At 61.5% G+C, this 24560-nt stretch carries 22 protein-coding genes; 12 read left to right on the plus strand and 10 right to left on the minus strand.

Annotated features, from left to right (window positions below; genetic code table 11):
* Window positions 1-48: 48 nt before the first annotated feature.
* From V8P86_RS09100 to nirK, 3 genes are all read right to left on the minus strand, one after another.
* A complete protein-coding gene (locus V8P86_RS09100; protein ID WP_336326948.1) occupies window positions 49-1938 on the minus strand; it encodes a S15 peptidase family protein in 1890 nt (629 codons plus the stop codon).
* Between the two features lie 256 nt (window positions 1939-2194).
* Window positions 2195-5434 (minus strand): alpha/beta hydrolase domain-containing protein, encoded by a 3240-nt coding sequence (locus tag V8P86_RS09105; protein ID WP_336326949.1) that lies wholly within the window; start codon window positions 5432-5434, stop codon window positions 2195-2197.
* A 186-nt stretch (window positions 5435-5620) separates the two neighbouring features.
* Window positions 5621-6715 (minus strand): copper-containing nitrite reductase, encoded by a 1095-nt coding sequence (gene nirK / locus V8P86_RS09110; RefSeq protein WP_336326950.1) that lies wholly within the window; start codon window positions 6713-6715, stop codon window positions 5621-5623.
* A 209-nt stretch (window positions 6716-6924) separates the two neighbouring features.
* On the opposite strand from nirK, the gene V8P86_RS09115 reads away from it, so the two are divergent.
* Together V8P86_RS09115 and V8P86_RS09120 are read left to right on the plus strand one after the other, a co-directional pair.
* Window positions 6925-7917: a S49 family peptidase gene (locus V8P86_RS09115; RefSeq protein WP_336326951.1), complete on the plus strand. Its 993-nt coding sequence runs from the start codon at window positions 6925-6927 to the stop codon at window positions 7915-7917.
* Window positions 7914-9002, plus strand: a complete 1089-nt coding sequence (locus V8P86_RS09120; RefSeq protein ID WP_336326952.1) for a hypothetical protein — start codon at window positions 7914-7916, stop codon at window positions 9000-9002. The genes V8P86_RS09115 and V8P86_RS09120 overlap by 4 nt, the downstream gene beginning before the upstream one ends.
* Before the next feature lie 77 nt (window positions 9003-9079).
* Here the strand turns inward: V8P86_RS09120 and V8P86_RS09125 are convergent, their stop codons facing one another.
* Window positions 9080-10066 (minus strand): hypothetical protein, encoded by a 987-nt coding sequence (locus V8P86_RS09125; RefSeq protein ID WP_336326953.1) that lies wholly within the window; start codon window positions 10064-10066, stop codon window positions 9080-9082.
* Window positions 10067-10271: 205 nt separating this feature from the next.
* On the opposite strand from V8P86_RS09125, the gene ahaH reads away from it, so the two are divergent.
* Genes ahaH through V8P86_RS09165 form a run of 8 tightly spaced genes read left to right on the plus strand, consistent with a single transcriptional unit; the run spans window position 10272 to window position 18291 of the window.
* Entirely contained in the window at window positions 10272-10604 is a 333-nt protein-coding gene (ahaH, locus tag V8P86_RS09130) for an ATP synthase archaeal subunit H (protein WP_336326954.1), read from the plus strand.
* Window positions 10591-12834, plus strand: a complete 2244-nt coding sequence (locus V8P86_RS09135) for a V-type ATP synthase subunit I (RefSeq protein ID WP_336326955.1) — start codon at window positions 10591-10593, stop codon at window positions 12832-12834. The genes ahaH and V8P86_RS09135 overlap by 14 nt, the downstream gene beginning before the upstream one ends.
* A gap of 20 nt (window positions 12835-12854) precedes the next feature.
* On the plus strand, window positions 12855-13109 hold the full coding sequence (locus tag V8P86_RS09140) for an ATP synthase subunit C-like protein (protein ID WP_336326956.1): 255 nt from the start codon (window positions 12855-12857) through the stop codon (window positions 13107-13109).
* A 24-nt stretch (window positions 13110-13133) separates the two neighbouring features.
* Window positions 13134-13715 (plus strand): V-type ATP synthase subunit E, encoded by a 582-nt coding sequence (locus tag V8P86_RS09145; RefSeq protein WP_336326957.1) that lies wholly within the window; start codon window positions 13134-13136, stop codon window positions 13713-13715.
* Entirely contained in the window at window positions 13712-14773 is a 1062-nt protein-coding gene (locus tag V8P86_RS09150; RefSeq protein WP_336326958.1) for a V-type ATP synthase subunit C, read from the plus strand. The genes V8P86_RS09145 and V8P86_RS09150 overlap by 4 nt, the downstream gene beginning before the upstream one ends.
* Window positions 14770-15105: a V-type ATP synthase subunit F gene (locus V8P86_RS09155; RefSeq protein ID WP_336326959.1), complete on the plus strand. Its 336-nt coding sequence runs from the start codon at window positions 14770-14772 to the stop codon at window positions 15103-15105. The genes V8P86_RS09150 and V8P86_RS09155 overlap by 4 nt, the downstream gene beginning before the upstream one ends.
* Entirely contained in the window at window positions 15098-16876 is a 1779-nt protein-coding gene (locus tag V8P86_RS09160; RefSeq protein ID WP_336326960.1) for an ATP synthase subunit A, read from the plus strand. The genes V8P86_RS09155 and V8P86_RS09160 overlap by 8 nt, the downstream gene beginning before the upstream one ends.
* Before the next feature lie 2 nt (window positions 16877-16878).
* Window positions 16879-18291 carry an ATP synthase subunit B gene (locus V8P86_RS09165; RefSeq protein ID WP_336326961.1) on the plus strand — a complete coding sequence of 471 codons (1413 nt, stop codon included), beginning with the start codon at window positions 16879-16881 and terminating at the stop codon, window positions 18289-18291.
* Between the two features lie 55 nt (window positions 18292-18346).
* On the opposite strand, the gene V8P86_RS09170 is transcribed toward V8P86_RS09165, so the two are convergent.
* From V8P86_RS09170 to panB, 4 genes are read right to left on the minus strand one after another with little or no spacing between them, the layout of a single operon-like run.
* The gene (locus V8P86_RS09170; protein ID WP_336326962.1) at window positions 18347-18607 is read right to left on the minus strand and encodes a DUF7123 family protein; all 261 of its coding nucleotides are present in this window, start codon (window positions 18605-18607) and stop codon (window positions 18347-18349) included.
* Window positions 18608-18609: 2 nt separating this feature from the next.
* Window positions 18610-18828, minus strand: coding sequence for a DUF8028 family protein (locus V8P86_RS09175; RefSeq protein WP_336326963.1), 219 nt, complete (start codon window positions 18826-18828; stop codon window positions 18610-18612).
* A gap of 58 nt (window positions 18829-18886) precedes the next feature.
* Window positions 18887-19939, minus strand: a complete 1053-nt coding sequence (locus V8P86_RS09180; protein ID WP_336326964.1) for a hypothetical protein — start codon at window positions 19937-19939, stop codon at window positions 18887-18889.
* 31 nt (window positions 19940-19970) lie between these two features.
* Entirely contained in the window at window positions 19971-20780 is an 810-nt protein-coding gene (panB, locus tag V8P86_RS09185) for a 3-methyl-2-oxobutanoate hydroxymethyltransferase (RefSeq protein ID WP_336326965.1), read from the minus strand.
* A 206-nt stretch (window positions 20781-20986) separates the two neighbouring features.
* Between panB and V8P86_RS09190 the strand changes: the two genes are divergently transcribed.
* Together V8P86_RS09190 and V8P86_RS09195 are read left to right on the plus strand one after the other, a co-directional pair.
* Window positions 20987-21244 (plus strand): DUF5822 domain-containing protein, encoded by a 258-nt coding sequence (locus V8P86_RS09190; protein WP_336327289.1) that lies wholly within the window; start codon window positions 20987-20989, stop codon window positions 21242-21244.
* A gap of 34 nt (window positions 21245-21278) precedes the next feature.
* Window positions 21279-21701 carry a hypothetical protein gene (locus V8P86_RS09195; protein WP_336326966.1) on the plus strand — a complete coding sequence of 141 codons (423 nt, stop codon included), beginning with the start codon at window positions 21279-21281 and terminating at the stop codon, window positions 21699-21701.
* Window positions 21702-21710: 9 nt separating this feature from the next.
* Here the strand turns inward: V8P86_RS09195 and pstA are convergent, their stop codons facing one another.
* Both pstA and pstC read right to left on the minus strand, forming a co-directional pair.
* The gene (gene pstA / locus V8P86_RS09200; protein ID WP_336326967.1) at window positions 21711-23531 is read right to left on the minus strand and encodes a phosphate ABC transporter permease PstA; all 1821 of its coding nucleotides are present in this window, start codon (window positions 23529-23531) and stop codon (window positions 21711-21713) included.
* On the minus strand, window positions 23532-24506 hold the full coding sequence (gene pstC, locus V8P86_RS09205; protein ID WP_336326968.1) for a phosphate ABC transporter permease subunit PstC: 975 nt from the start codon (window positions 24504-24506) through the stop codon (window positions 23532-23534).
* Between the last annotated feature and the right edge of the window lie 54 nt (window positions 24507-24560).

The raw sequence follows: 24560 nt of genomic DNA on the forward strand, positions 1-24560 counted from the left end.
TGCCACCGCCGGAGGGTTCACCCTCACTGACGGTTCGGTGGCTCCGGATTAATCGTCTGCTTCGGCCTCGAACTCGTCCGGTTGTGCTGTGGCGTCGTCGCCCAGTCGCTTTCTGAGCAGGTAGCCGAGACCACCCGCACCGCCGAGGGCAGCCGGAATGCCGAATCCGGGGCCGCCGTCGTCGGAGCTGTCTTCTTCCCCACCGTCGTCGCTCTCGCTTCCGGTTTCGTCATCGTTGCCGTCCATTCCATCGTCGCTGTCGTCCATCCCATCGTCTCCGCCACTGTCGTCGGTCCCGTCGTCGCTATCGCTGTCGTCGTCAGTGCTATCGTCGCTGTCGTCCATGTCGCCGCTCTCGGCGGCTGGCAGTTCGCTACTCGCCGGCACCGACAGCTGAACCTCTGTATCGCCGCTGATCTCGATCCCAGCGTTGTCGTCGGAAGGTCGATAGATCGATCCGCCGAACAGATCGATTACCTCGGCCGAGGTGAGTTCGTCCTCGCGAGCGCTCATCGCTACTCGGAGGGTATCGCCGGCCTCTAGGTTCGCGTGAACTCCGAACAGTTCGAGCTCGATTTCACCAGCTTCGGTGATCGCAAGCGGCGTCACCTTGTCCTTGATCGTCGTTGCTCCGCCGTCTCGGACGCGCTGGAGGGCGACAAAGAGGTGACTCCGGCCCTCGCCAGTCGGACTCACTTCTAGCTGGAGCGACGGAAGTCCGAGAATCTCCGTTGCTTCATCGAGTTCGATATCGACGCTCGCGACGTTGCCGTCCGCACCGCTGAGTTCGACCGTCTCCGAAACCGTCCGCGTCGTCGACCGCTCGGGGTGTGGCGGGAACTCATCGGCGGCCATGAACTCGTCTGCGGACTCGTCGTAGTAGTGAAGCGTCGACACGTCCGGGTCGCCGTCACCTTTGAGATGAGCCTGGTGCCACTGCAGCGCCATCTGCCCGACGAACTGCCGGGAGGTCCCCGACCCCGGCGGGTAGCTGTCGGGCTGGCCGAGAATGTGCGTGCCGTCCTGACCGAGGATGAGCGTCGTTTCGCTCCCGTCGTTCTGGAGTTTCCGGAAGTTTCGGACCCCCTCGTTGATCGGGAACAGCTGGTCGGTCAGTTCCGGAATCAGAAGTGCCGGTGTGTCCTCGATTGCGTCGTAGGTGACCGGCGAGCGCTGGCGGTAGTACTCTCTGTCTTCCTCCGTCATCCGGCCCCGTTCGAGAATGCCGCTTGTCGTTTCGGTGTTGCTCTCGGCGATGTTCCCGGCCGGTTCGGCCTGCGCACCGTATTCGAGGGCCTCGATCCAACCGCGCTTGATCACGCCGTTGGGCGCGAGCGACTGTGCGAGATTGTTCCACGTCGCCCGCGGGACGATGGAGTTCAGCCGGTCGTCGGCCGAGGCCGTCCGCAACTGGATCCCGCCACCGTAGGAAGTTCCGTCCATTCCGACGACGGGATTGTTCTCGCCTTCGGTCATGACGGCGTCCTGCTCGGCCAGATAGTCGAGTAGTGCGCTGGCATCCTGCCGTTCGAGTTCGCTCGTCGAGTTGACCTGTCCCCCGGAGCCTTCGTACCCCTCTCGCTGGCCGAATCCTCGGGAGGTGTACGCGAGGACGTAGAACTCGTTACTCGCGTACACCTCGGCGAGCGGCTGTAGTTGTCGCTTGTCCCCGCCCCAGCCGTGGGTCATCAAAATTGCGGGATGTGGTCCCTCGGCAGTCGGTTCGTAGACCGTCGCGTCGAGTTCGATCCCATCGTGGGATTCGATCCGCCGTTCCTCCGTTTCGAAGGCATCCTGCTGGACATCCAGCGCCGCGACAGGATGTGCGAATGGATCGATGTTTGTTTCGCTTGCAAGTACCCCCAACCCGGCGGCCGCACCGAGATACTTCAGTACGTTCCGCCGTGTCTCCACTGGCAGTTCGCTCTCGTTTACCATACCATCATCCTCAACTCACAAAGCACATTTTAAATTTGGGTTACGTGTAATGCAAGAAATATAAAAACGCGTTCGTCAGTAAGCTGCTTTTTAACTCGTCCGATACACTGTAACTGTTATTTGACGTTTAGACAAACAGTGTATAGATAGAGGGGGGCGTGGATCCCGCTCGACTGTGCACGTAGTGGGTGCTTCGTGGAACGGTTCTTTCGGTGTTCGTCTGCTGGCAAAGATCGCTCGCCCGATCCGAGTTCGCTCAGTCGTCGGCTTCGGCCTCGAACTCGTCTGCTGTCGCGTCGGTGGCACCGTCGTCGCCCAGTCGCTTCCTGAGCAGGTAACCGAGACTCCCTGCGCCGCCGAGGGCGGCCGGAATCCCGAAGCCAGGTCCACTGCCGTCGGAGCTGTCGTCTCCGTCCGATTCGCTGTCGTCTCCGGTGTCCGTCTCGTTGTCTTCGTTTCCTTCGCCTTCACCTTCGCCTTCGCCCTCACCTTCACCTTCTCCTTCGCTGCCCTCGCCCTCCCCGCTCTCTCCAGGGAAGGCGGTGGTTTCGGCCCGTTCGAGCAGCGCGTCGCGGTCAGCTTCCAGCAGGAAGCCGTCAGAGACGGACTGCTCGGCGGCCGATTCGAGGGAACTGACGTAGTCGTCCTGACTGTCGTACAGTTCGGTGAGTTGATCGTCCGAGAAGCGTTCGGTCGCGCCCCGGAGATCCGCCAACGGGTTCTCCTCGGTCGGCTGGCAGACCTCGTCGCGGGCGAGATAGGAAGCCACTGGTTCGTCAATCACCGGCAGTCGGACGCCGCCCTGCGTGTTGTCGAACTCGTCGGTGACGACTTCGCCGTCGCCGTCGGTCTCGATAGGGTCGGCCTCTGGTGGAGCTTCGTCGTTTCGGACCCACCCTCGCAACTGATCCAGTGCCGACCGGTAGGCGTACCGGACCGGGAAGTAGTTCGTCCCGCAGGCCCCGTAGGGAGCCTCGGCCAGTTGGCCGTACTGGCCGGCGAATCCGGGCGTCCACTCCTCGCTCGGGGCCAGGGCCGGTTCCGCGCCGAAATCGCGGGCCTCCATAACCTCGACCCACACCGAGAGGTAGACGTTGACGTGAGAGGCACCGGCGACCTGCCAGAACCGGAAGTTCTCCGTGTCCGGGATCGGTTCTTCTGCCGGCTCCGGCACTTCGTCTTCGGTGTTGAGCAGTATCGTCGGAGTGGCAGTCGTCGGTAGCCCCGGTTCGACGACGTTCGCCGCAATCGGCAGGAACCCGTCCGCGACGCCGTGGTCGGGATGAACTCGCGCGATGTAACGATTCAGATAATACCCCGACTGGGACATGCCTGTGGCGAGCACGTTTTCCGCCTCCATGCCGCCGAGCGGATCGACCTCCGGTGGCTGTTTCACACCCTTGATGACCTGTGAGAGAATGTCGAAGGAGTAGGCGTCGCCAGGATGGGTCAGGTCGCCGTAGCGCTCGGGATCCCACGCTTTCAGATCCAGATCCTGATCGGAGTCTTCGACACCGACCTCCTGTGCCGAGAGGAGAACGACCGCGTAGCCCTCTCGCATCAGATACTCGAAGGCGTTGATCCACGTCACCGGCGCGTCCCGTTGCTGGGTGACGTTCATCCAGTCGACGAGCACGTCGCCGTTGAACTCTTCCTCGTTCTCCGGGTGGTAGACCAACGCGCGGGTGGCGTACTCGGCGACATCTTGGGGCAACGGCGGATCGTCGCCCTCCTCCAACAGTGCGATTTCCTGGGCCTCCGGTCGTGCCGTCCCTGAAACCATGTACTCCTGCTCGACGTAGCCTCGGCCCTCGATATCGTGGACGGCCGCGGTCTGGGGCTGGCCGTTTCCGCCGGAGAGTTCTCCGAACGACGGCGTCGGCACGCCAGTCTGTTCGGGGAGGGACTGGCTCGCGGGAATTTCGAGGGCGAGTTCGGTCTCCGCGGCGATTTCGATCCCGGATCCCTCCGGGGTGTTGGCGTAGAGGCTGCCGCCGAACACCGCCGAAACGTCGGCGTCGGACAGGGAGCCTTCGCGGGCGCTCAGTGCGACCCGGAACACGTCCCCGGGCTGTAAGTTCGCCTCGATACCCGAGAGATCTACTTCGATCTCGCCGGCTTCCTCGATCCGGTACGGCGTTACCTGCTGTTTGATGCTCTCGGCCTCGCCGTCGCGGACGCGCTGGAGCGCGACGAAGAGGTGACTCGGACCGTCGCCGGTCGGCGTCACTTCAAGTGTCAGTGTTGGAATTCCATTGATCTCGGTCTCTTCGGTAATCGCGCGGTCGATGGTGACGACGTTTCCGTCCCCGCCGCTGAGTTCGACCGTCCGCCCGAAGGTGTGGCTCAGTTCCTGACTCTCGTAGGGCGGGAACTCCTCGGCCGAACTGAACGCCTCGGCCGGGTTCTCGGCGGATTCGGCCGCGGAGGCGTCGTAGTAGTGATACGTCGAAAGACCCGGCTCGCCGTCGCCTTTGAGGTAAGCGGTGTGCCAGTTGAGCGCTTGCTGGGTGACGAACTGTGATGAGGCCTCCGACCCCGGCGGGAACTCATCGGCCTGGCCGATAATGTGGGTGCCGTCTTGACCGATCAAAAGCGTCGTATTTGCCCCGCTCTCCTGGATTTTCCGGAAGTTGGCGACGCCCTGGTTGACCGGGAACAGCTGGTCGGTCCACTCCGGAATCAAAAGCGTCGGCGTGTCGATTTCACCGTAGGAGACCGGCGACCGGGACTGGTAGAACTCGATGTCCTCCTCGGTCAGGAACCCTCGTTCGAGGATGCCCGTGGACGTTTCGTTGACTTCCGGCGCGACATCGCCCGTCGGCGGGGACTGATTCGCTCCCAGTTCGAGCGCGCGCAGCCAGCCGGTTTTGATGACGCCGTTGGCGGCCAGCGACTGCGTGAGGTCGTTCCACGTCGCTCGCGGAACGATCGAATCCAGCCGGTCGTCGTTCGCGGCGGTCCGCAACTGGATCCCGCCACCGTAAGAGACGCCGTCCATCCCGACGCGTGGATCGTTGTCGCCGTCGTTCAGTACCCCATCCTGCTCGGCCAGATAGTCGATCAGCGCGCTGGCGTCCTGCTGTTCGAGCTCGCTCGTCGAGTTGACCTGTCCCCCCGACCCCTCGCGCTCTTCGGTCTTCCCGAACCCACGGGAGGTGTACGCGAGGACATAGAACTCGTTGCTCGCGTAGAACTCCGCGAGTGGCTGTAGTTGTCGCTTGTCCCCACCCCACCCGTGGGTCATCAAAATTGCGGGATGCGGTCCCTCGGCAGTCGGTTCGTAGACCGTCGCGTCGAGTTCGATCCCATCGTGAGATTCGATCCGCCGTTCCTCCGTTTCGAAGGCATCCTGCTGGACATCCAGCGCCGCGACAGGATGTGCGAACGGATCGATGTTTGTTTCGCTTGCAAGTACCCCCAATCCGGCAGCCACACCGAGATATTTCAGTACATTCCGCCGTGTATCCGCAGGTAGTTCGTTCTCACTTGCCATGCTACTGTCATCACACTCAGAATACATACTTGAATGTTCGGTCCCACATGAATGTACGTATATAAGACTACATTATACAGTCGGTCTCTATAAAAAACAACTACAACGTAACCGGTCTACGACCGTCCAGTAAACAGTGTCTGTTCACTCGAAAAAACGCTCGGACAGCGTTGGGCCGCTCGGAAATCAGGCGGGTTCGGGGTCGAAGATCTCTGGTTCGGCCTCGCCCTCGACGTTGATGATGCCGAGCATGCCTTTGCGGGCGACTCGGCTGAGCGCGTGGTCGACCAGTTTGATCGGGCCGGGCACCGGCGTGTCGATCTCTGCGATGGCGACACTCCCCGGAACCACGGGCGCAGTCTCGACGTAGTGGTCTGGCTCGGAAGCGATTGCGCCGTCGCGGTAGAACGTCTCCCAGACGTTGCCGATTCCGTGCCAGGAACTGATGAGGTTCGGCCCACCGTTGGCGTGGAAGATCCGGACTCGCTCACCCTTCTCCACATCGACGGGTCCGTAACCGTCGCCGGTGATGGCGTAAGCTTCGCCGTTGAGACAGACGTAGGTCGGGTCCTCGGACTTCATCGCGCCGAAGTCGAAGTTGTGGTGGCCTTTCTCGCCCGCCTCGGCGTCGGTGTACAGTTCGTGCTGGCCGAAGTACAACTCCCGATCAACCTCGGGCAGCCCCTCTTTGGGTTCGACGAGGATGGCACCGAACATCCCGGCGCTGATGTGGTGGTCCAGGTTCGGCACCGCACAGTGGTAGACGTGGACACCGGGGTACATCGCCTTGAACTCGAACGAGGCGGTTTCGCCGGGGTTGACTGTCGAAGCACCAGCGCCGCCACCGGGACCGTAGACAGCGTGGAAGTCGATGTTGTGCGGCATCGAATTGCTCTCTTCGTTAGTCAGCGTAACATTGACCGTGTCGCCCTGGCGGACCCGAACCATCGGACCCGGAATGCGGCCGTCGAAGGTCATGTAGTCGAACGTGACGCCAGGTTCGATCTCGGCGGTCTCTTCCGTCGTCTTCATCTCCACCTCGTGATGGCGCGGTTCGTTCCAGTCGACCGGGTCTGGAAGGTCCGTCGGGTCGGCAGCGATTCGGTCGGTATCGACCGCTTTCGCCTCACCGGGACCGTCGTCAGTCTGGTTGTTAGCCGCTTCCTCTGGTTCGGGCTGGTCTTCGACAGTGGAATCGAGACAGCCTGCTACGGACAGTGCCCCGCCAACACCTGCGGCCTTCAACACGGTTCGACGGTCTGGGGAAGTGGAGTCAGTCATTGTTCCTCACATTCCGTAGTTGTACACCCGTGCATATAGTCCGGTGAGCAGATTCCCGCAGCGTGGGTTATATTCTCAACAGATGAGATTCGCGACCGGAGATAATCGGACGATCATTTATAACTCTGCCAGGGAACTGCGCATCGTGTTGCTGAGTGGGAAACTCTGATCGTTTGCTTATAGATTTGTGGAACGCTAGTCCGTCGTGCATGCCAATCGGTCCACTCAATACGAGGCGGGGGCAGATCGCCCTCGCCGCCGTTCTTGCGGTCGCTGCCGGTGCATTTCTCGCACCGCAGGTGTACAGTTCGACAAGCGGGCCGGACGGAACTGTCGCGGTCATCGAACTCGAAGGAACGATCGACGAGTCGACCGCGCAGTTCGTCGAAGGCGAGTTGCGCGAGGCCCGCCAGAACGACTCCGTCGAGGCGGTCGTTCTGGAGGTCAACAGCGGCGGCGGACTTCCGGCCCAGAGCGAGCGGATTTACGCTGCCGTCGAAAAAACCAGCGAGCAGATGCCGGTCATCGCCGCAGTGGATACGCTCGGCGCATCCGGCGCGTATCTCTCGATTGCGCCGGCTGACGACATCTACACGGCACCGTCTGCACAGGCCGTCGGTAGCGTCGGCGTGACCGGGGCCGCGCCGCAGCCGTTGACGCCTTCAGCCGGTGACACCGGGCCGAACAAGGGCGGTGTCCACCCCGACGAGGCCCGCGAGAACCGGGAGATTCTCGCCGAGTTGTTCCTCGAGAGCGTGATGACTCAGCGCGGTGACGAGATCGAACTGAGCCGCGAAGAGGTCGCCCGCGCTGAGATCTATCTCGGCACCGAAGCCGTCGAAAACGGGTTCGCCGACGAACTCGGCTTCGTCGACGACGCGATCGACGACGCCGCCAACCGTGCCGGACTCGATTCCTACGAGGTCGATACACGGCGCACCGAAGACCAGCAGAGTCCCCTCGCCGGACTGCCGCTCCAGACTGAAGACGGCGAGATCACCGTCGGCGAACGCGGCGAGAGCCTCAACGAGAACTTGATTCTCGCAATTGCTCCGCAGTACGTCGACAACACTCTCTCTGAGGAGTACGAGATCGTCTACCACTCTGGTGATTACGTCCCGCCCGAAGTGACCCAGCAGTCTGAGTCTACCGGAGCGAGCGGTTCGCAGACTTCGACACAGAACGGAGGTGAGGACCGATGAGCAGATGGCGAACGCTGATCGGCGTTTTCGTCGTCGTCTTCGCGGTGACTGTCGGTCTTGTCGCGGCTGCTGGCTTCGTTTTCGGTGACAGCCAGCCAGAACAGGCCGACATCCAGACCGACCAGTGGCAACTAGACAACGTTACTCCCGACGGCGCAGAGGAGGGCGGTGAAATTGCGATGGACAGCGACGAATCGAACAAGACCGTTCTCGTCCATCTCGGTACCCAGACGACCGGGAGCGGAACAGGGGTCCAACTCCCGCTGCAGGGTGAGGACCGAGCGATCACGACCGGCTCCCCCGCGGGACTCGAACGATCTGTAGGGGCCCTCGCCTCGACACTTGCGGCGAACGGTCACGAAATCGAGTTCTACACGCAGTCTGCTGGTGGGCAAGGATCGTTCGGCCAGCAGGGATCGCTATCAGACGATCTGGCTGATGCCGATGCGTTCGTGACGGTCGAACCCGCCTCGCTGTCGACAGACGAGCGCGCGGACGTGAACACGTTCGCCAAGGAGGGCGGGCGGGTCTTCGTCGGTGCTGATCCCGGACAGGCCGAGGGCGTCATCGAAATCGGCTCCGACCTCGGGATCTATCAGGAGACCGGCTATCTCTACAACGTCGCCGAGAACGACCAGAACTTCCTCAGCGTCTTCGCCGAACCGTCCGGCTCCTCGCCCGTGACTGAGGATGTCGATAGCCTCGTCTTCCGTGGGGCTGCCCCAATCGGCCAGTTCGAGAACGCGCCCGCGTTCACGACCGAAGCGCAACTGACGACGACCCAGCAGACCGGCACGTTCGGTGTCGGTGCCGTCGAGGGTAACGTCGCTGTTATCGGCGACACGAGCTTCCTGAATCCGGAAAACGCCTATCGGGCGGACAACAACGTCCTGATCGGCAACGTCGCCGATTTCCTCGCCGAGGGGAACGTCAGCGAAAATCCGTTTCAGGAATCACCGACCAACGGCGGATCGACTCCGGGCAGCGGAACTGGTCCCGGCGGCTTCCAGCCACCGACCGACGGCGGCTCCGGAGTGACGGCTCCCGACGAGCGCGCTGACGCAGAAACCGACACCAGCGAGTAACGATTCGGTGCTCTGTCACTGACCTTCTTTCGCCTTCCGTCGTCAGGAAACCGCGGCTATTGTCGGCCCGCAGAAACTCAGGTGTCGAGAAGTTGTTCGTGGATCGACCAGATCTCAGTCGCGGTCATCGATATGTCGACAACCATTGCTCTGTCTTGCGGATACCGCTCTATGACTTCGACATGCTGGTCCGCTGCTAGCTCTGCGATCAACGAGTCGACTGCCCGTTTGATCCGTTCGGCACCGTCGTACTGGAGGGCGTATCTGACGGTGATCACTTCCGAACTGACCTGTGCGCCGATGCCGACGGCCTGCGTTCCGCGAACGACCGTCGCGACAGTCTCGGCTGTCTCCGGGAGTTCGATCCTGACCACTTGCCGGGCGCGCTCACCCAGCGACGCGTGAGCGACGACATCGCCTTCGAGGACGGATGCCAGTTGTGGCGCACCCCGGCCGTCGGGAACGGCACTCGCGGACTGCCGGCGGGTCTCTGCGAGTCGATCTGTGGCGTCTTCGGGCGAGACTCCGTGAGCCACGTCGACTCGCCGGTCGTCGAGTATGACCGTCGAGGCAGGCTCGCTTCGGAGTAGTACCTCCGTTTCGGAGTCGCGCTGCCGACGGGCCGTTTCTGCTCGGTTGACTGTCGTTCGGCTGATTCGCTGGCGGTTTCGTGAGGGCCGGGACTGGCTGTCGAGTCGCACGAATTCAGTGTTCGCTGCCAGTTCTCTCGCGACAGCGGCGGCGTCGAACGATCCGTAGGCCGTCCCAGTGCCGTCGTAGATCCGGTCGCCCGCCGCCCGGAGTGTGGCGGAGACGAACTCGATGTCAGAGAGAGACACCGAGCGATACCAGGCGGTCGTCGCCTCGACTCGCGGAGCGACGGCGTCCGGAAGGCCAGTCACTTCGAGGAGTCGGGGCGATCCCCTGACAGCGAGTTCCGTCGGTGCATCGGGTTCCCGGGCGGATCCCGTCGGCGCCGAATCGGCCGAAGCGACCCTCGCGCCGACCAAGGGCCCGCCGAGTGCGAGCCCAACCGCCCGTACGAACTGCCGTCTGGATGTCATCGTGGCCGGGTATGCACAGCACATATACAGTATTTGTGAACTGTTTCTGAGACTGAAACGAGTGGCCGGAGTTCGACCGGTGAGACAGGTCAGTCGTCCAAACCGGTGCCCGAGTGTGGTTTCGGTCTTCGACAGCCGTCAGCGGCCGGCGTCCGAATCCGCAACAACCAAATACGCTTTCTCACAAGACACAGACGATTGAGGAATGCCTGACCAGAAGGTACTACGGCAGATCAAAGAATCCGAAGCAGAGGCCGACGAAATTATCGAGGAGGCCGAGCAGGAGGCCAGCGAGCGGCTCAGTGAGGCCCGCGAAGAGGCCGAACAAATCCGCGAGGAGGCCCGCGAGGAGGCCAGCGAGGAGGCTGAAACGCGGATCGAGGAGGCTCGCGAGGAGATCGAAGCCGAGCGCGAGGAGATCATCGCCGAGGGAGAGGAGGCCCGCGATGAACTCGAAGCGCAGGCCCAAGATCGGATCGACGACGTGACCGAGTTCACACTCGAACAGTTCACGGAGGCGATCCATGCTCAGACCTGAGCAGATGTCGAAGATCTCGGTGGCAGGCTCGAAACGCATCATGAGCGATGTCATCGAGACGATGCACGAACTGAATCTCGTCCACATCACCGACTACGACGGCTCGTGGGAGGGATTCCAGCCCGGCGACTCGCTGGAAGGGGCTGACGAAACGTCCAGCAAACTCGTTACTGTCCGAGCACTCGAAAACAGTCTCGACCTCGATAAGGACGAGATCAACACTGACGCGACGGTCGACCTGACCAACGCGGACGAACGGCTCGAAGAGATCCGCCAGGAGGTCAACGAACTGGACGACCGCCGCGCCGAACTCGAAAACCGGCAGCGCGAGATCGACGAACAGCTCGATCAGATGGAGTTGTTCGCGGATCTCGGACTCGATCTCGACCTGCTGTGGGGCTACGAATCGCTCGAAGTCCTCGTTGGCGAGGGCGACGCCGCAGCTATCGAGGAGTCGCTGGCCGAGGCCGACCACATCGAGGAGTTCGAGGTCTTCACCGGAACGTCGGGCGAAAGCGTCGCCATCTTCGCCTATCCGGACGACGACGCCGAAGACGACCTCGACGACGCGCTCGTCGGTGTTCCCTTTACGAGCTACGAGGTCCCCGAGACCGACGGCGATCCGGAATCGAACGTCGCCGACCTGAACGAAGAGCGCAAACAGATCGAGGCCGAACTCGAAAAGGTCGAGAAGGAACTCGAATCGGTCAAGCTCAACGCCGGAAACTTCCTGCTGGCGCTGGAAGAAGAACTGACCATCGAGGCAGAGAAGACCGAAGCGCCGCTGCGGTTCGCGACGACGGAACGATCCTTCATCGTCGAGGGATGGGTTCCAACTGGCAAGGTCGACGAACTGCAACAGCGGCTGACCGACGACTCCGGCGATCAGCTTGAAATCTCGGAGATCAAACGCGCCAAGTACACCGATGCGAGCGGTCACGCCGAGGAAGAGGTCCACGACGAGGAGCCAGCCACCGACGGCGGCTCACCCGCCGCGACCGATGGCGGCCAGCCCGTCGTAGAGGAGGACACCGAGGACGAACAGGTCATGACCGACGGTGGCAAATCCGACGGCGACCTCGTCACCGTCGAGGACGACCCGCCGGTCGTCCAGCGAAACTCGAAGCTTGTCAACCCGTTCGAGATCCTGACACGGGCGGTCAATCAGCCGAAATATTCGGAGTTCGATCCGACCATCACGCTGTTTCTGACCTTCCCGCTGTTCTTCGGATTCATGATCGGGGACGTGGGCTACGGACTGCTCTACGTCCTGCTCGGCTACACGGTCTACAAGAAATTCGAGGACGCGATCTCGGACTTCGGCGCGGTCATCGTCTGGCTCGGTCTCTGGACGACGTTGTTCGGATTCCTGTACGGCGAGATACTCGGACTGCACTTCATCGAACAGATGGGCTATCACCCCATTCTGAAGAAGGGTATCTCCAGCACCGAGTGGGCTATTAGCTGGCTGCTCGTCGCTGTTGTTGCGGGATGGCTCCACTTGAACCTGGGCTACATCTTCAACTTCGTCGAGGAGTGGTCCGTCCACAGCGCCAAGGAGGCTATCGTCGAGGTCGGCTCTTGGATCCTCATGCTCAACGGCCTGTGGGTCTTCATCTTCAGCGACCTGTTCAGCGGCGCGAAGCCGACGTTCCTCGTCGGTAGTGAGGCCCTGTTTGCCGTCGGCCCGCTTGGATTCGGCTTCGAGGGCTTCCCGGCGATTGCCGGCATCATCGGGCTCGTGCTGTTCGGGCTCGGTATCGCAATTTTGCTGACCGGCCCGTGGTACGAGGTCGTCGAGTTCCTCGTTCCGCTGGCCCACGTGCTGTCGTACACCCGACTGACTGCGGTGCTGCTGGCGAAGGCAGGGATGGCGCTGGCGGTCAATCTCCTGTACTTTGGGGCGTACCGCGACGAGGAAGGGTTCCACTTCATGCACAAGTACGCAACCGACTATGCGCCGAAACACGGCGAAGTGGTCTTCGGCGGGATTGCGAACATGGGAAGTGTCTCGCTTCCGCTCGGACCAGCGAACCTCGCACTCGAAGGAGCGTTGCTCGGATTACCGGTCTATATTGTCGGCCACATTGTCGTGTTAGCAATCGGAGGAACCGCCGCAATACAGGCTGTCCGCCTTGAATACTTCGAGTTCTTTGAGAAGTTTTATGAAGGCGGTGGCAAGAAGTATGAACCGTTCGGACACGAACGAACGCACACATCGGACGACTAACACTATACCAACACATACCCATGATTGAAGCCCTAAGCGTTGTACTCAGTCAAGCACAGACGACAGGTGCACCAGCACTCGAACCACAGGCGGCCGCAGCAATCGCTGTCGGACTGGCGGCGATCGCGACGGGATACGCACAGCGCGGAATAGGATCCGCCGCAGTCGGTGCCGTCGCAGAGGACAGCGACAACCTGATCTCGGGACTCATTTTCACGGCGATTCCCGAGACGCTGATCATTATCGCGTTCGTGACCATCTTCATCGTGGGTTAACGACTCACACCCCTTTATTCACCTATGAGTCTGGATACAGTTGTCGAGGACATCAGAGAACAGGCCCGCGCGCGTGCGGACGAAATCCGCAACGAAGCGGATGCTGAGGCCGAAGAGATCATCGACGAGGCCGAGGCCGACGCAGAGGAGATCCACGAGGAGACCCTCGCAGAGGCCGAGCGGACGATCGAGCAGGAACGCGAGCAGAAGCTGTCAAGTGCGAAGCTCCAAGCCAAGCAGGCCCGACTGGAGGCTCGACGGGAGGTTCTTCAGTCAGTTCGTGACGATATCGAGCAGGAAGTCGTAGAGTTGTCGGGCGACCAGCGCGAGGAGCTGACCGCGGCGCTGCTCGACGCGACTGCCGAGGAGTTCGAAGACGCCTCGTCGGTGCAGGTCTACGGCCGTGCCGACGATCAAGAACTGCTCGAAGGCCTACTCGAAGAATACGACGGCTTCGAGTACGCCGGTGAGTTCGATTGTCTCGGCGGCGTCGTCGCCGAAAGCGACGAGTCCCGCGTTCGGGTCAAAAACACGTTCGATTCGATCCTCGACGAAGTCTGGGAGAACAATCTCCGTGAAATAAGTGACAGACTGTTCGAGCAATGAGCGCGACAGGTAGTTCAAACCCCGAGTACGTGAACGCCCGCGTCCGCTCACGCCGAGCAGCGCTGTTTGCAGAGGAAGATTACCGCAAACTGGTCAGGATGGGGACCGGTGAGATCGCCCGCTACATGGAGGAAACCGAGTACGAAGCCGAGATGAACGACCTCGGGGCCCGCCACAGCGGCGTCGACCTCATCGAGTATGCCCTCAACCGGAATCTCGCCAAACACTTCCACGATCTGCTCGACTGGGCGGACGGCGAACTGAACAACCTGATCGCAAACTACCTCCGGAAATTCGACGCTTGGAACGCCAAGACGGCGATCCGCGGCGTCTACTCCGGAGCCAGTCCCGACGAGATCGAGACTGACTTCATCCGTGCCGGCGAATTCGACGACCAACTGCTGGATTCGCTGACCGGTGCCAGTTCGATCGAAGAGATCGTCGAACTGCTCGATGGAACGATGTTCGAGGAGGGGCTCGAAACGGCCTACGAGGACTTCGAGGAACAGGACGTGCTCGTCCCCCTCGAAAACGCCATCGACAAGACGTTCTACGAGCACCTGCTCGACGACGTGAACACGGTTTTACTGAACCCCAACAGCCCGAAGGGGCTGTACGTTGAGGTCCTGCAGGCGGAGATCGATTTCCGCAACATCCGGAACGCACTTCGACTCTCGCGTACTGGCACGGATCTCGACCCCGAGGAGTACTACATCGAAGGGGGCAAACTGTTCAAGGAGGGAGAACTCCGACAACTGGTCGGCAGTTTCGACGACCTCGTCGAGTACATCCGGGACAGTTCCTACGGCGACGACCTCTCGAACGCGTTGGCAGATCTGGACGAGGCTGAGAGCCTGAGCGCTTTCGAGCAGGCCCTCGATGCGGCACTGCTCGAGTACTCGGATACGCTCTCGTACTCGCATCCGATCTCGATCTGCTCGGCGCTGTCGTACATTCTGGCCAAAGAGCGGGAGATCGAAAACGTCCGGGCGATCGCCCGGGGCCGAGAGGTTGGCCTCTCGGTCGAGGAAATCGAGGAGGAACTGGTGGTAATATGAGCCAGGAAATCGCAGTCATCGGCAGTCCCGAGTTCACGACCGGCTTTCGACTCGCCGGCGTCCGCAAGTTCCAGAACGTCCCCGAAGACGACAAGGCCGAGCGTCTCGATGATGCAGTTGAAGAGACACTCACCGACGACGGGGTCGGCATCGTCGTGATGCACAACGACGATCTGGATCACCTCTCGCGGGGTGTTCGCGAGGACGTCGAGACGAGCGTCGAACCGGTCGTGGTGACACTCGGCGGCGGAGCAGGCAGTAGCGGCTTGCGCGAACAGATCAAACGAGCAATCGGAATCGATCTGATGGAGGAAGACGAAAACAATGAGTAAAGCAACAGAATCCGATGTCCGTGAAGACGGCATCATCGAAAGCGTCAGTGGCCCTGTCGTGACCGCGACGGATCTGGACGCGCGGATGAACGACGTTGTCTACGTCGGTCACGAGGGGCTGATGGGCGAAGTTATCGAAATCGAAGGGAACCTGACCACGATTCAGGTATACGAGGAGACCTCCGGTGTCTCCCCGGGCGAACCCGTCGAGTCGACGGGTGCGCCGCTCTCGGTGGACCTCGGACCGGGTATGCTCGACTCCATCTACGATGGTGTCCAGCGCCCGCTCGACGTCCTCGAAGACAAGATGAACTCGGCGTTTCTCGACCGTGGGGTCGACGCGCCGGGGATCGACCTCGAAAAGACCTGGGAGTTCACTCCCGAAGTCGAGGAAGGCGACGAGATCGGTAATGGTGATATCGTCGGTTCCGTTCCCGAGACGCCGAGTATCGACCACAAAGTGATGGTCCCGCCGGGCACGCTCGAAGAAGACGAGACCGCAGAGGTCGTCTCCATCGAGTCCGGCAACTTCACCGTCGAGGACACCGTCGCGGAACTGGAGACTGGCGACGAGATCCAGATGCGCCAGGAGTGGCCGGTCCGTGAAGCACGACCGACGAAGAACAAGCAGACCCCGACCGAACCACTCACGTCGGGACAGCGTATTCTCGACGGCCTGTTCCCACTTGCCAAGGGTGGGACGGCCGCGATTCCCGGTCCGTTCGGCTCCGGCAAGACTGTCGCCCAGCAGTCACTGGCGAAGTTCGCAGACGCAGACATCGTCGTCTACATTGGCTGTGGCGAGCGTGGCAACGAGATGACCGAGGTCATTGACGACTTCCCGGACCTGCCTGACCCGCAGACCGGCAACGCGCTGATGGCCCGGACCTGCCTCATCGCCAATACGTCGAACATGCCCGTCGCGGCGCGTGAATCCTGTGTCTACACGGGGATCACCATCGCAGAACACTACCGTGACATGGGCTACGATGTCGCGCTGATGGCAGACTCCACCTCGCGGTGGGCAGAGGCCATGCGTGAGATTTCGAGCCGACTCGAAGAGATGCCCGGTGAGGAGGGCTACCCGGCCTACCTCGCCGCGCGACTCAGCGAGTTCTACGAGCGAGCCGGCTACTTCGAGAACATCAACGGCACCGAGGGCTCCGTCTCCGCAATCGGCGCAGTCTCGCCGCCGGGCGGTGACTTCTCGGAACCCGTGACCCAGAACACGCTGCGTATTGTCAAGACCTTCTGGGCGCTGGACGCAGATCTGGCGGAACGGCGACACTTCCCGGCGATTAACTGGGACGAATCCTATTCGCTGTACCGCGACCAGCTCGACCCGTGGTTCGAGGACAACGTCGCAGAGGACTGGCCCGAACAGCGCCAGTGGGCAATCGACGTGCTCGACGAGGAGGGCGAACTGCAGGAGATTGTCCAGCTCGTCGGCAAGGATGCGCTGCCGGAAGACCAGCAGCTCACCCTCGAAGTCGCTCGCTTCCTCAAGGAGGCGTGGCTCCAGCAGAACGCCCTGCACGACGTCGACCGATACTGCCCGCCGGAGAAAACCTACCAGATTCTCGGCGCAATCAAGACATTCAACGACGAGGCCTTTGAGGCGCTCGACGCTGGCGTCCCGGTCGAGGAGATTACCGACATCGACGCGCTGCCGCGGCTGAACCGGATCGGCACGACGCCGGACGACGAGGCCGAGGAGTTCGTCGAGGAACTCGAAGACGACATCACCGAACAGCTCCGCACACTCTACTAACAATGAAAGAATACCAAACTATCACGGAAATCAGCGGACCGCTGGTCTTCGCCGAAGTCGACGAGCCGGTCGGCTACGACGAAATTGTCGAGATCGAAACCGCCGACGGCGAGGTGCGCCGTGGACAGGTGCTCGACACCTCCAGTGGCACCGTCGCCATCCAGACCTTCGAGGGTACCGGCGGGATCGACCGCGACGCCTCTGTTCGCTTCCTCGGCGAGACCATGAAGATGCCCGTCACCGAGGATCTGCTCGGACGGGTGCTGGACGGATCGGGGAACCCAATCGACGACGGCCCTGACATCGTGCCGGACGAGCGCCGAGACATCGTCGGTGCGGCGATCAACCCGTACTCCCGGGAGTATCCCGAGGAGTTCATCCAGACCGGCGTCTCTGCCATCGACGGTATGAACACGCTGGTCCGAGGCCAGAAGCTCCCGATTTTCTCGGGTTCGGGCCTCCCGCACAACGACCTCGCACTCCAGATTGCCCGACAGGCAACTGTGCCTGAAGAAGAGGGCGACGACGAGGAAGACAGTGAGTTCGCAGTGATCTTCGGCGCGATGGGAATCACCGCCGAAGAGGCAAACGAGTTCATGGACGACTTCGAGCGCACGGGCGCGCTGGAACGCTCGGTCGTCTTCATGAACCTCGCGGACGACCCCGCAGTCGAGCGGACGGTCACGCCGCGACTTGCACTCACCACTGCCGAGTACCTCGCCTTCGACAAAGGGTATCACGTCCTGGTCATCCTGACGGACATGACCAACTACTGTGAGGCTCTGCGTGAGATCGGTGCGGCACGCGAGGAGGTCCCGGGCCGTCGTGGCTACCCCGGATACATGTACACCGACCTCGCTCAGCTGTACGAACGCGCCGGCCGAATCAAGGGGCAGGAAGGGTCTGTCACCCAGATCCCGATCCTGACGATGCCGAGCGACGACATCACTCACCCGATCCCGGACCTGACGGGATACATCACCGAGGGGCAGATCCTAATCGACCGCGACCTCAATAGTCAGGGCGTCGAGCCGCCGGTCAACGTCCTGCCGAGCCTCTCACGGCTGATGGACGACGGGATCGGCGAGGGGCTGACCCGCGGCGACCACGGTGGCGTCTCCGACCAGATCTACGCGGCCTACGCGGAGGGTGAGGACCTGCGCGACCTCGTGAACATTGTCGGTCGTGAAGCACTCTCCGACCGCGACAACAAGTACCTCGACTTCGCCGACCGCTTCGAGGAAGAATTCGTCGAGCAGGGGTACGGCACCAACCGCGACATCGACGAGACGCTGGATATCGGCTGGGATCTCCTCTCGATGCTTCCGAAAGAGGAACTCAACCGTGTCGACGAGGAGAACATCGAGCAGTACTACGTCGAAGAAGAGTCGGCCGAAGTGCCTGCTGACGACTGAAGCGGCTGATTTTTCTTTCCGTCGTTTTGCGCCTTGAACTCGACACCGCCAGTAGTCACTCCTGTCTAATCCGCCACGTCGTGCCGTTCGTGTAACCCCACTTCTCGATGGTCAGGCCGACCGATTCGTCCTGCAGTCTCGCCATCATCGCGCCGATTTCCTTCGCAGAGAGGTCGATCTCTCTGGCGACAAACCGACTTTTGAGATAGGTTTCCTCGTCGACTTCGCTGTCGAGATATGACAGCAGGGTCTGGGCTTTCGGTGGGAGATTAGCATCTGGCGTCTGGTCTGCGTTCTCTGGGTATTGTTGCGCCATCGTTAGGTTCTGTACTGTCGGCCGAGGTGGAGACACACGACGTTCAGCGTGACGAGTGCAGTCAGTACGAACAGTTTCGTCGTGCCGTCTAACCCGTACAAGACGGGGAAGTAGGTTGCGGGGAGGAGGACACTTCCCCAGAATCCGATTCGTTCGGCCGCTCCGAGGGCGACTCGGGACAGCGCGGAGGGGGTACTCACGGGACCAATTCGCTCGTTCATGTACGATACTGCAATCCCGAACTAAAAGGGTCTCCCGGAGACTCAAACAGCGCTTGAATCACTCCCACTCGAACCCGTCAGGGTCGGCCGGTGGGTTGAGCGGACTCCGCGGGAGGTCCGATTCAGGCTCCGGATCGTTGTAGGCTCGCGGCGCAACGTCGTTCGGCGAGTCGGGGTAGAAAAGCGAGGCCAGCGCGTGCAGGTGCTGTCGTCCGACGCCGAGTTCGAACTGCCCGCCGCCGTACATCCGAATCGAGTACTCCCGACAGTACTCTACCGTCGACAGAAGCGACTCGACCGAGCCGAATCGGGAGGGTTTGATATTGAGCCAATCCGGTTCCCACGGAAGATTCTCGACTGATTCGACGCCCGTGATCGGGGCGTCCCACGAGACGCGATGCTCTTCGCCGTCGAACAGCGGTCGCGTCTCCGGGGTCAGATCCGGGTCCTCGACGACGGCGTCCGGGAAGCTATCGAGGAGCATCCCGTACAGGTCGGGGTCGCCGGACTGATCCACATCAGTTCCCTCGTAGAAGCCTTTGAGGTCGAGAATACGCACAGCGTCGGTCTCTGCGAGATCGTCGACGATGGCCGGCGTCCACTCGTCGGTCGGATCGAGTTTGAACTGGAGGTCGGGATTGTCCGCGAGCAGCCCCTCGACGCGGTCGAGAGTCGGCGGTTCGCCGAGGCGCGTACTCGCGACGAAGCTAACCGGAGCATACTCCGTATCGAGTCGCGTCGCCAGATCGGTCCCGGCCTGTTTCAGCGCCAGATCCAGCGCCGCGCTCTCGAACCCCCATCGGCGGTAGGACCGATAGATCGGATCCTTTGGCTCGTCGCCGACGAACAACTCCAGGTCGCCGACGAGTTCGGAGAACTCCCCGAAGGTCTCTACTTCACTAAACGGGAACTCGGGCGCTGCCTCGACGAGTTCGTAGTGTGGCTCGTTGTCGTAGGTAACGTCCTCACCGCGACCTGTCGCTCCGTCGCCGTGCAGTGAGATGATCGTCGAGGTGCGCAGGAATCCGCTGGAGGTATCTCGCTCTCTGAGTTCGAGATCGGAGTCGTCGATCACGAGAGGCAGATCCGCAAGCCGGTCATACAGTGACATACCCTCTTTCCGGGCCGCGGGACTGTAAAGGTCAGTACAGTTCGTCGAGTTCCTCGGCGACGTGGCTGTGCTCCTCGCCCGGAAACTCCCCGCTCTCAACGGCGTCGACGTAGTCGCCGATAGCGGATTCCATCTCCTCGCGGACGTCACCGAAGGATTTGGCAAAGGGCGGTGTTCGGTCAGAGAGGCCGAGAATGTCGTTGATGACGAGCACCTGGCCGTCGCAGTCACTTCCTGCCCCGATGCCGATGGTCGGAATCGCCAGGTCGTCGGTGATCTGTGCGGCGAGGTTTGCTGGGATGTGTTCGAGAATACAGGCGAAGGCCCCGGCCTCCTCGTGTTCGCGAGCGAGTCGGGCGATCTCTTTGGCCTGTTCGGGATCGCTGCCCTGGCGCGTGTAGCCGGTCTGGTTCACACTCTGTGGCGTCAATCCGACGTGGGCGACCACTGGAATTCCGAGGTCGGTGAGCCGGTCGGTGAGTTCGACCGTGTGCTCGCCGCTTTCGATCTTGACGGCGTTGGCTCCTTCCTCTTTGATCATTCGGCCGCAGTTTTCGATGCCGGTCTGAAGATCGGTGCCAAAAGAGAGAAACGGCATATCGGCGACAACGAGCGTATCCTCCGTGCCACGCGCGACCGCGCCCGTACGCGAGGCGACCTCGTCGACGGTTACGGGGAGCGTATCGTCGTAGCCGAGCACGGCGTTACCCATACTGTCGCCGATGAGCGCGATATCCACGCTCGCCTGCTCTGCCAGCGTCGCGGTGACGGCGTCGTAGGCCGTCACCATCGTGATCGGTTCCTCGCCCGCCTTCGACCGAATCTCCTGAACGGTTGGCATACTCGCTGTTTTCCTCCGGTGAAATATAGGCCCTTGGGAGCAGGCTCGTGAACGGAAGCTTGGGAGAACTTGTTCTCCCGGTGGACTCACAGTCTCTCCATCCAGGCTTCGAATTCGCCAGTTGCTTATCGTTCGTCCGCTAAGGAGTGGCTGTGACTCCAGACGTACGTACGACCGATCCGGAGGGGGTCGACTACGGGTGGGTGATGCAGGTGACGTTCATCACCACTATCTTCGCGGGGACGCCGATCGTTACCGGCCTCTCGGTGTTTGCTGATCTGCCCACCTGGCCCGACCGAGCGCTGTTCGCGGTCCGGGTCGGTGCCGTCGTCTGGCTCGTGACGCTCATCGCCGTCTATCTGTACGCTCGCAACTACCGCTCGACAGACTCCGAATCGGACGACGAGGAATCGACGACGGAGGATCCCGAGCCGTCCGATGGGAGCCCCGGCGTGGACGATTGACGGACTCGACAGCCTTCGAGAGACACTTTACCCGATGAGCACACCACGAAAACGGGCGCTTTTTGTTGACTTTGCACTCAGCGTCGCAGCCATCGTCTTCGGCACGGTCACGGGCGGCCGTCCGCGTTCGCTCGATGGACTGCTGATCGCCGGGACCGGTCTGTTCGCGTTCGTGACGGTTCTGTACGTGGCCGAACACACTGCCGTACTGGCGCTGGTCAACAGGACACGACCGATGTCGCTCGTGCTCGCCTGTGGGACGTTCACTGCAGTTGGCGTCGTACTTGTCGTCGGGCAAGAAGTCGTCGCGACGCCCGCAGGCACGGTGCTGTTCGGCATGGGGATGGGATTACTCGGCTACCGGCTCCAGTTCGGGATCATCGACGAACTGCCGGCCAGACGACTCGAACAGGCCCGCGTGTGGGGGCGGCCCCCGGAGAACGAATTCGAGCAGTAAGATCAGGCGTCAAGCGCCTCGCTCGTACTTGTTGCGGATGATGATCGCTGTCGCGTTCATCGCTAGCAGCACGGCCAGAAGCGTCAGCACGCCGGCAGCGACGACGCCGAAACGGAACTCCGGCGAGGGATTGTTCGCCCACGAGTAGATCAGCATCGGCATCGCACTCAGTTGGCTGAAGATGTCTGCCGGTGGACTGAACGAAATCGTCGCCATCCCGATCATGATCAGCGGGGCCGTCTCACCGATTGCACGCCCGAGCGCGAGGATGATCCCGGTGAGAATACCGGGCATCGCTTCGGGGAGAACAACGTTTTTCGTCGTCTGCCACCGCGTCGCCCCCATTGCGAACGATCCGTCCCGGAGTTCGTCAGGGACCGACCGGATCGCCTCTTGTGCCGAAATCACTGTGATTGGCAGGATAAGCAACGAGAGCGTCAGTGATGCGCTGATTGCCGTCCCGACACCGAACCCGGCCAGGTTGACGAACACAGCCAGCCCGAGCAACCCGTAGACGACCGAGGGGACCGCAGCCAGATTTGCGATATTGACCTGGATGAGCCGCGAAACTGCGCCGATGGTTCCCGAATCGCGGGTGTACTCTTCCAGAAACACTGCTGTCCCCACGCCGAGGACGAACGAGATCAGTGCAGTCAGCGTGATGATGATGATCGAACCGACGATAGCTGGATACAGTCCCGCGCTACGAGCCTGTGTCGTCTGGGTTGTCGGCGTGCCACGGATGTACGAGAGGTTGAGCCACGGGTCCGGCGACTGGATCCCGACCGCGTTGACGATCACCGCTCCAACGAGCGCACCGCCGACGAGCAACAGCGGGAACACCAGCCCGCCCCGTCCCTCGCCGGACCGGAGGATGCGGTTGAGATACGTGACCGTCGGTGCGGCAATCCCGAGCATCAGCAATACGGACGCACTCTGTGAGAAGGTGACTATCGAGAGTCCGAAGCCGCCACCCAGTGACGCGGCCAGGATGGCGACCCCGACAGCGAGCCCTGTCCGGCGGTCGTACTGCCTGACCGTTAGCAGTGTCACGAGCCCAGTTACGGGAACGACCATTGCCCAGGAGAGAATGATGAGATTCGTCGGATAGAATGGAATGATCGGTCGTACCATCACAGCGGCGACAGTCCCGATGAGACCGACTGCAAGCGTGAGGACACGGTTGAGAAGGACGACCGTTCCCGAACTTCCGTCGGAATCGTTACTCACGAATCGACCGGCGAACTCCCACCGGCGGAGTGCGTAGGCTATCAGCCCGGCCGGGAGGAGCGCAAGTGTGTAGATGAGGAGGTACATCTGCAGGTCGAAGACGACGAAGACGACGAAGATCCAGAGACCGAGTCCCGCGCCGCCAGCGAGTCGGCCGAGCAGACCAAATCCGACGGCACCTGTTGGCGTATTACTACCGACGACAGTCACGTAGCCAGTTACCGGCAGCACGAAGAGAAAGAGATACAGCAGTTGCCAGTTGAGTCGGGGAATCGACGTGAGTAGGAGTTCGATCGCAGTGAACGCGACGGCGGTTCCGACGAGACCACCACCGAGGATGAGCCCCGTTCGCTTCTGGATCTGCTGATCAGTGCCGTACAGACAGAAGCCGATGTACGGAAGGACCAGTGTGAGGAAGTACACGAGCAGCCATTCGGGGCTGGCTGCTTCGAGCTGGAATGCGTCGATGGTCACGTAGACGAGCAGCGCAGCCAGTGCGAGAATCCCGATGATCGACGCACCGAAGGTGACCGACTCGAACACCTGGCCTTTGAGCCTGCTCACGCGGCCGAACTGGTTTGATTGTGATTCTGTCGCCATTCAGTACACCTCCCGGTATCGTTTTGCAATCATATCACTGATAACGTTCAGTACGAGCGTGATGAGAAACAGCGCGAGCCCGAGGGCGAACATCCCTTTGTATGGGATCGTCCCGCCAGTCAGGTCGCTGACTGCGATATTTACCATCGCGACGGTGACCGTCGCACCGTCCTGGAGGAGGACATCGCCGGGATGGATGTAGGGAATCCCGAACATAGCGTCCCGAACCTGTGGCATGTTCGCCTGTGATCCCATGGCGACCACGACGATCATCGTCTCTCCGATCGCACGCGAGATGGCAAGGATGTACGACGAGACGATTCCGGAGACAGATGCGGGGATGACGATCGATGTCGAGACTTCGTATTTCGTCGCCCCCAGTCCGTAGCCTGCGTTCCGGAGTCGATCCGGGACGGCGTTCATCGCGTCTTCGCTGATCGAAGAGACCATCGGGATGGTCATGATCCCGATCATCAGCGAGGCCGACAGTGCGTTGAACGTCCCCAGGTTCGGCAACAACGTCGCCTGCAACGCGGGGGTCACGTAGACGAACGCGAAGTAACCGTACACGACAGTCGGAATACCTGCGAGGATTTCGAGCATCGGTTTCAGCACAGCCCGGATCCGTGTGGTGGCATACTCGGAGAGATAGACCGCGGTGAGCGTTCCGATCGGGATCGCAATAAACGCCGCAGTGATCGTCACGGTGAGCGTTCCGATCACGAGCGGAACGACCCCGAAGAGGAGTTCGCCACCCGCTGGATTCGGACTCCATTCCGTTCCAGTGAGAAACTCTGTGAGAGAGACCTCCGCGAAAAATTCGAGTGCCGGTTCGAGAAGCGTTACAAAAATCGCGACCGTCGTCACCAGTGTCACGGCCGCACAGAGCGCAAACACACCGGTACTCGTTCCCTCGATGAGTTGACTGAGCCCTCGGTCTCGCGTCAGATCGGGAGACTCGCTTTCACTGCTCATTTCCGGTCACCCCAACCAGTCGAGGAGCCGGGAGTTCCAGTCGTGTCTGCCAGT

This window comes from Halovenus anhuiensis (assembly GCF_037080055.1).
Lineage (GTDB): Archaea > Halobacteriota > Halobacteria > Halobacteriales > Haloarculaceae > Halovenus.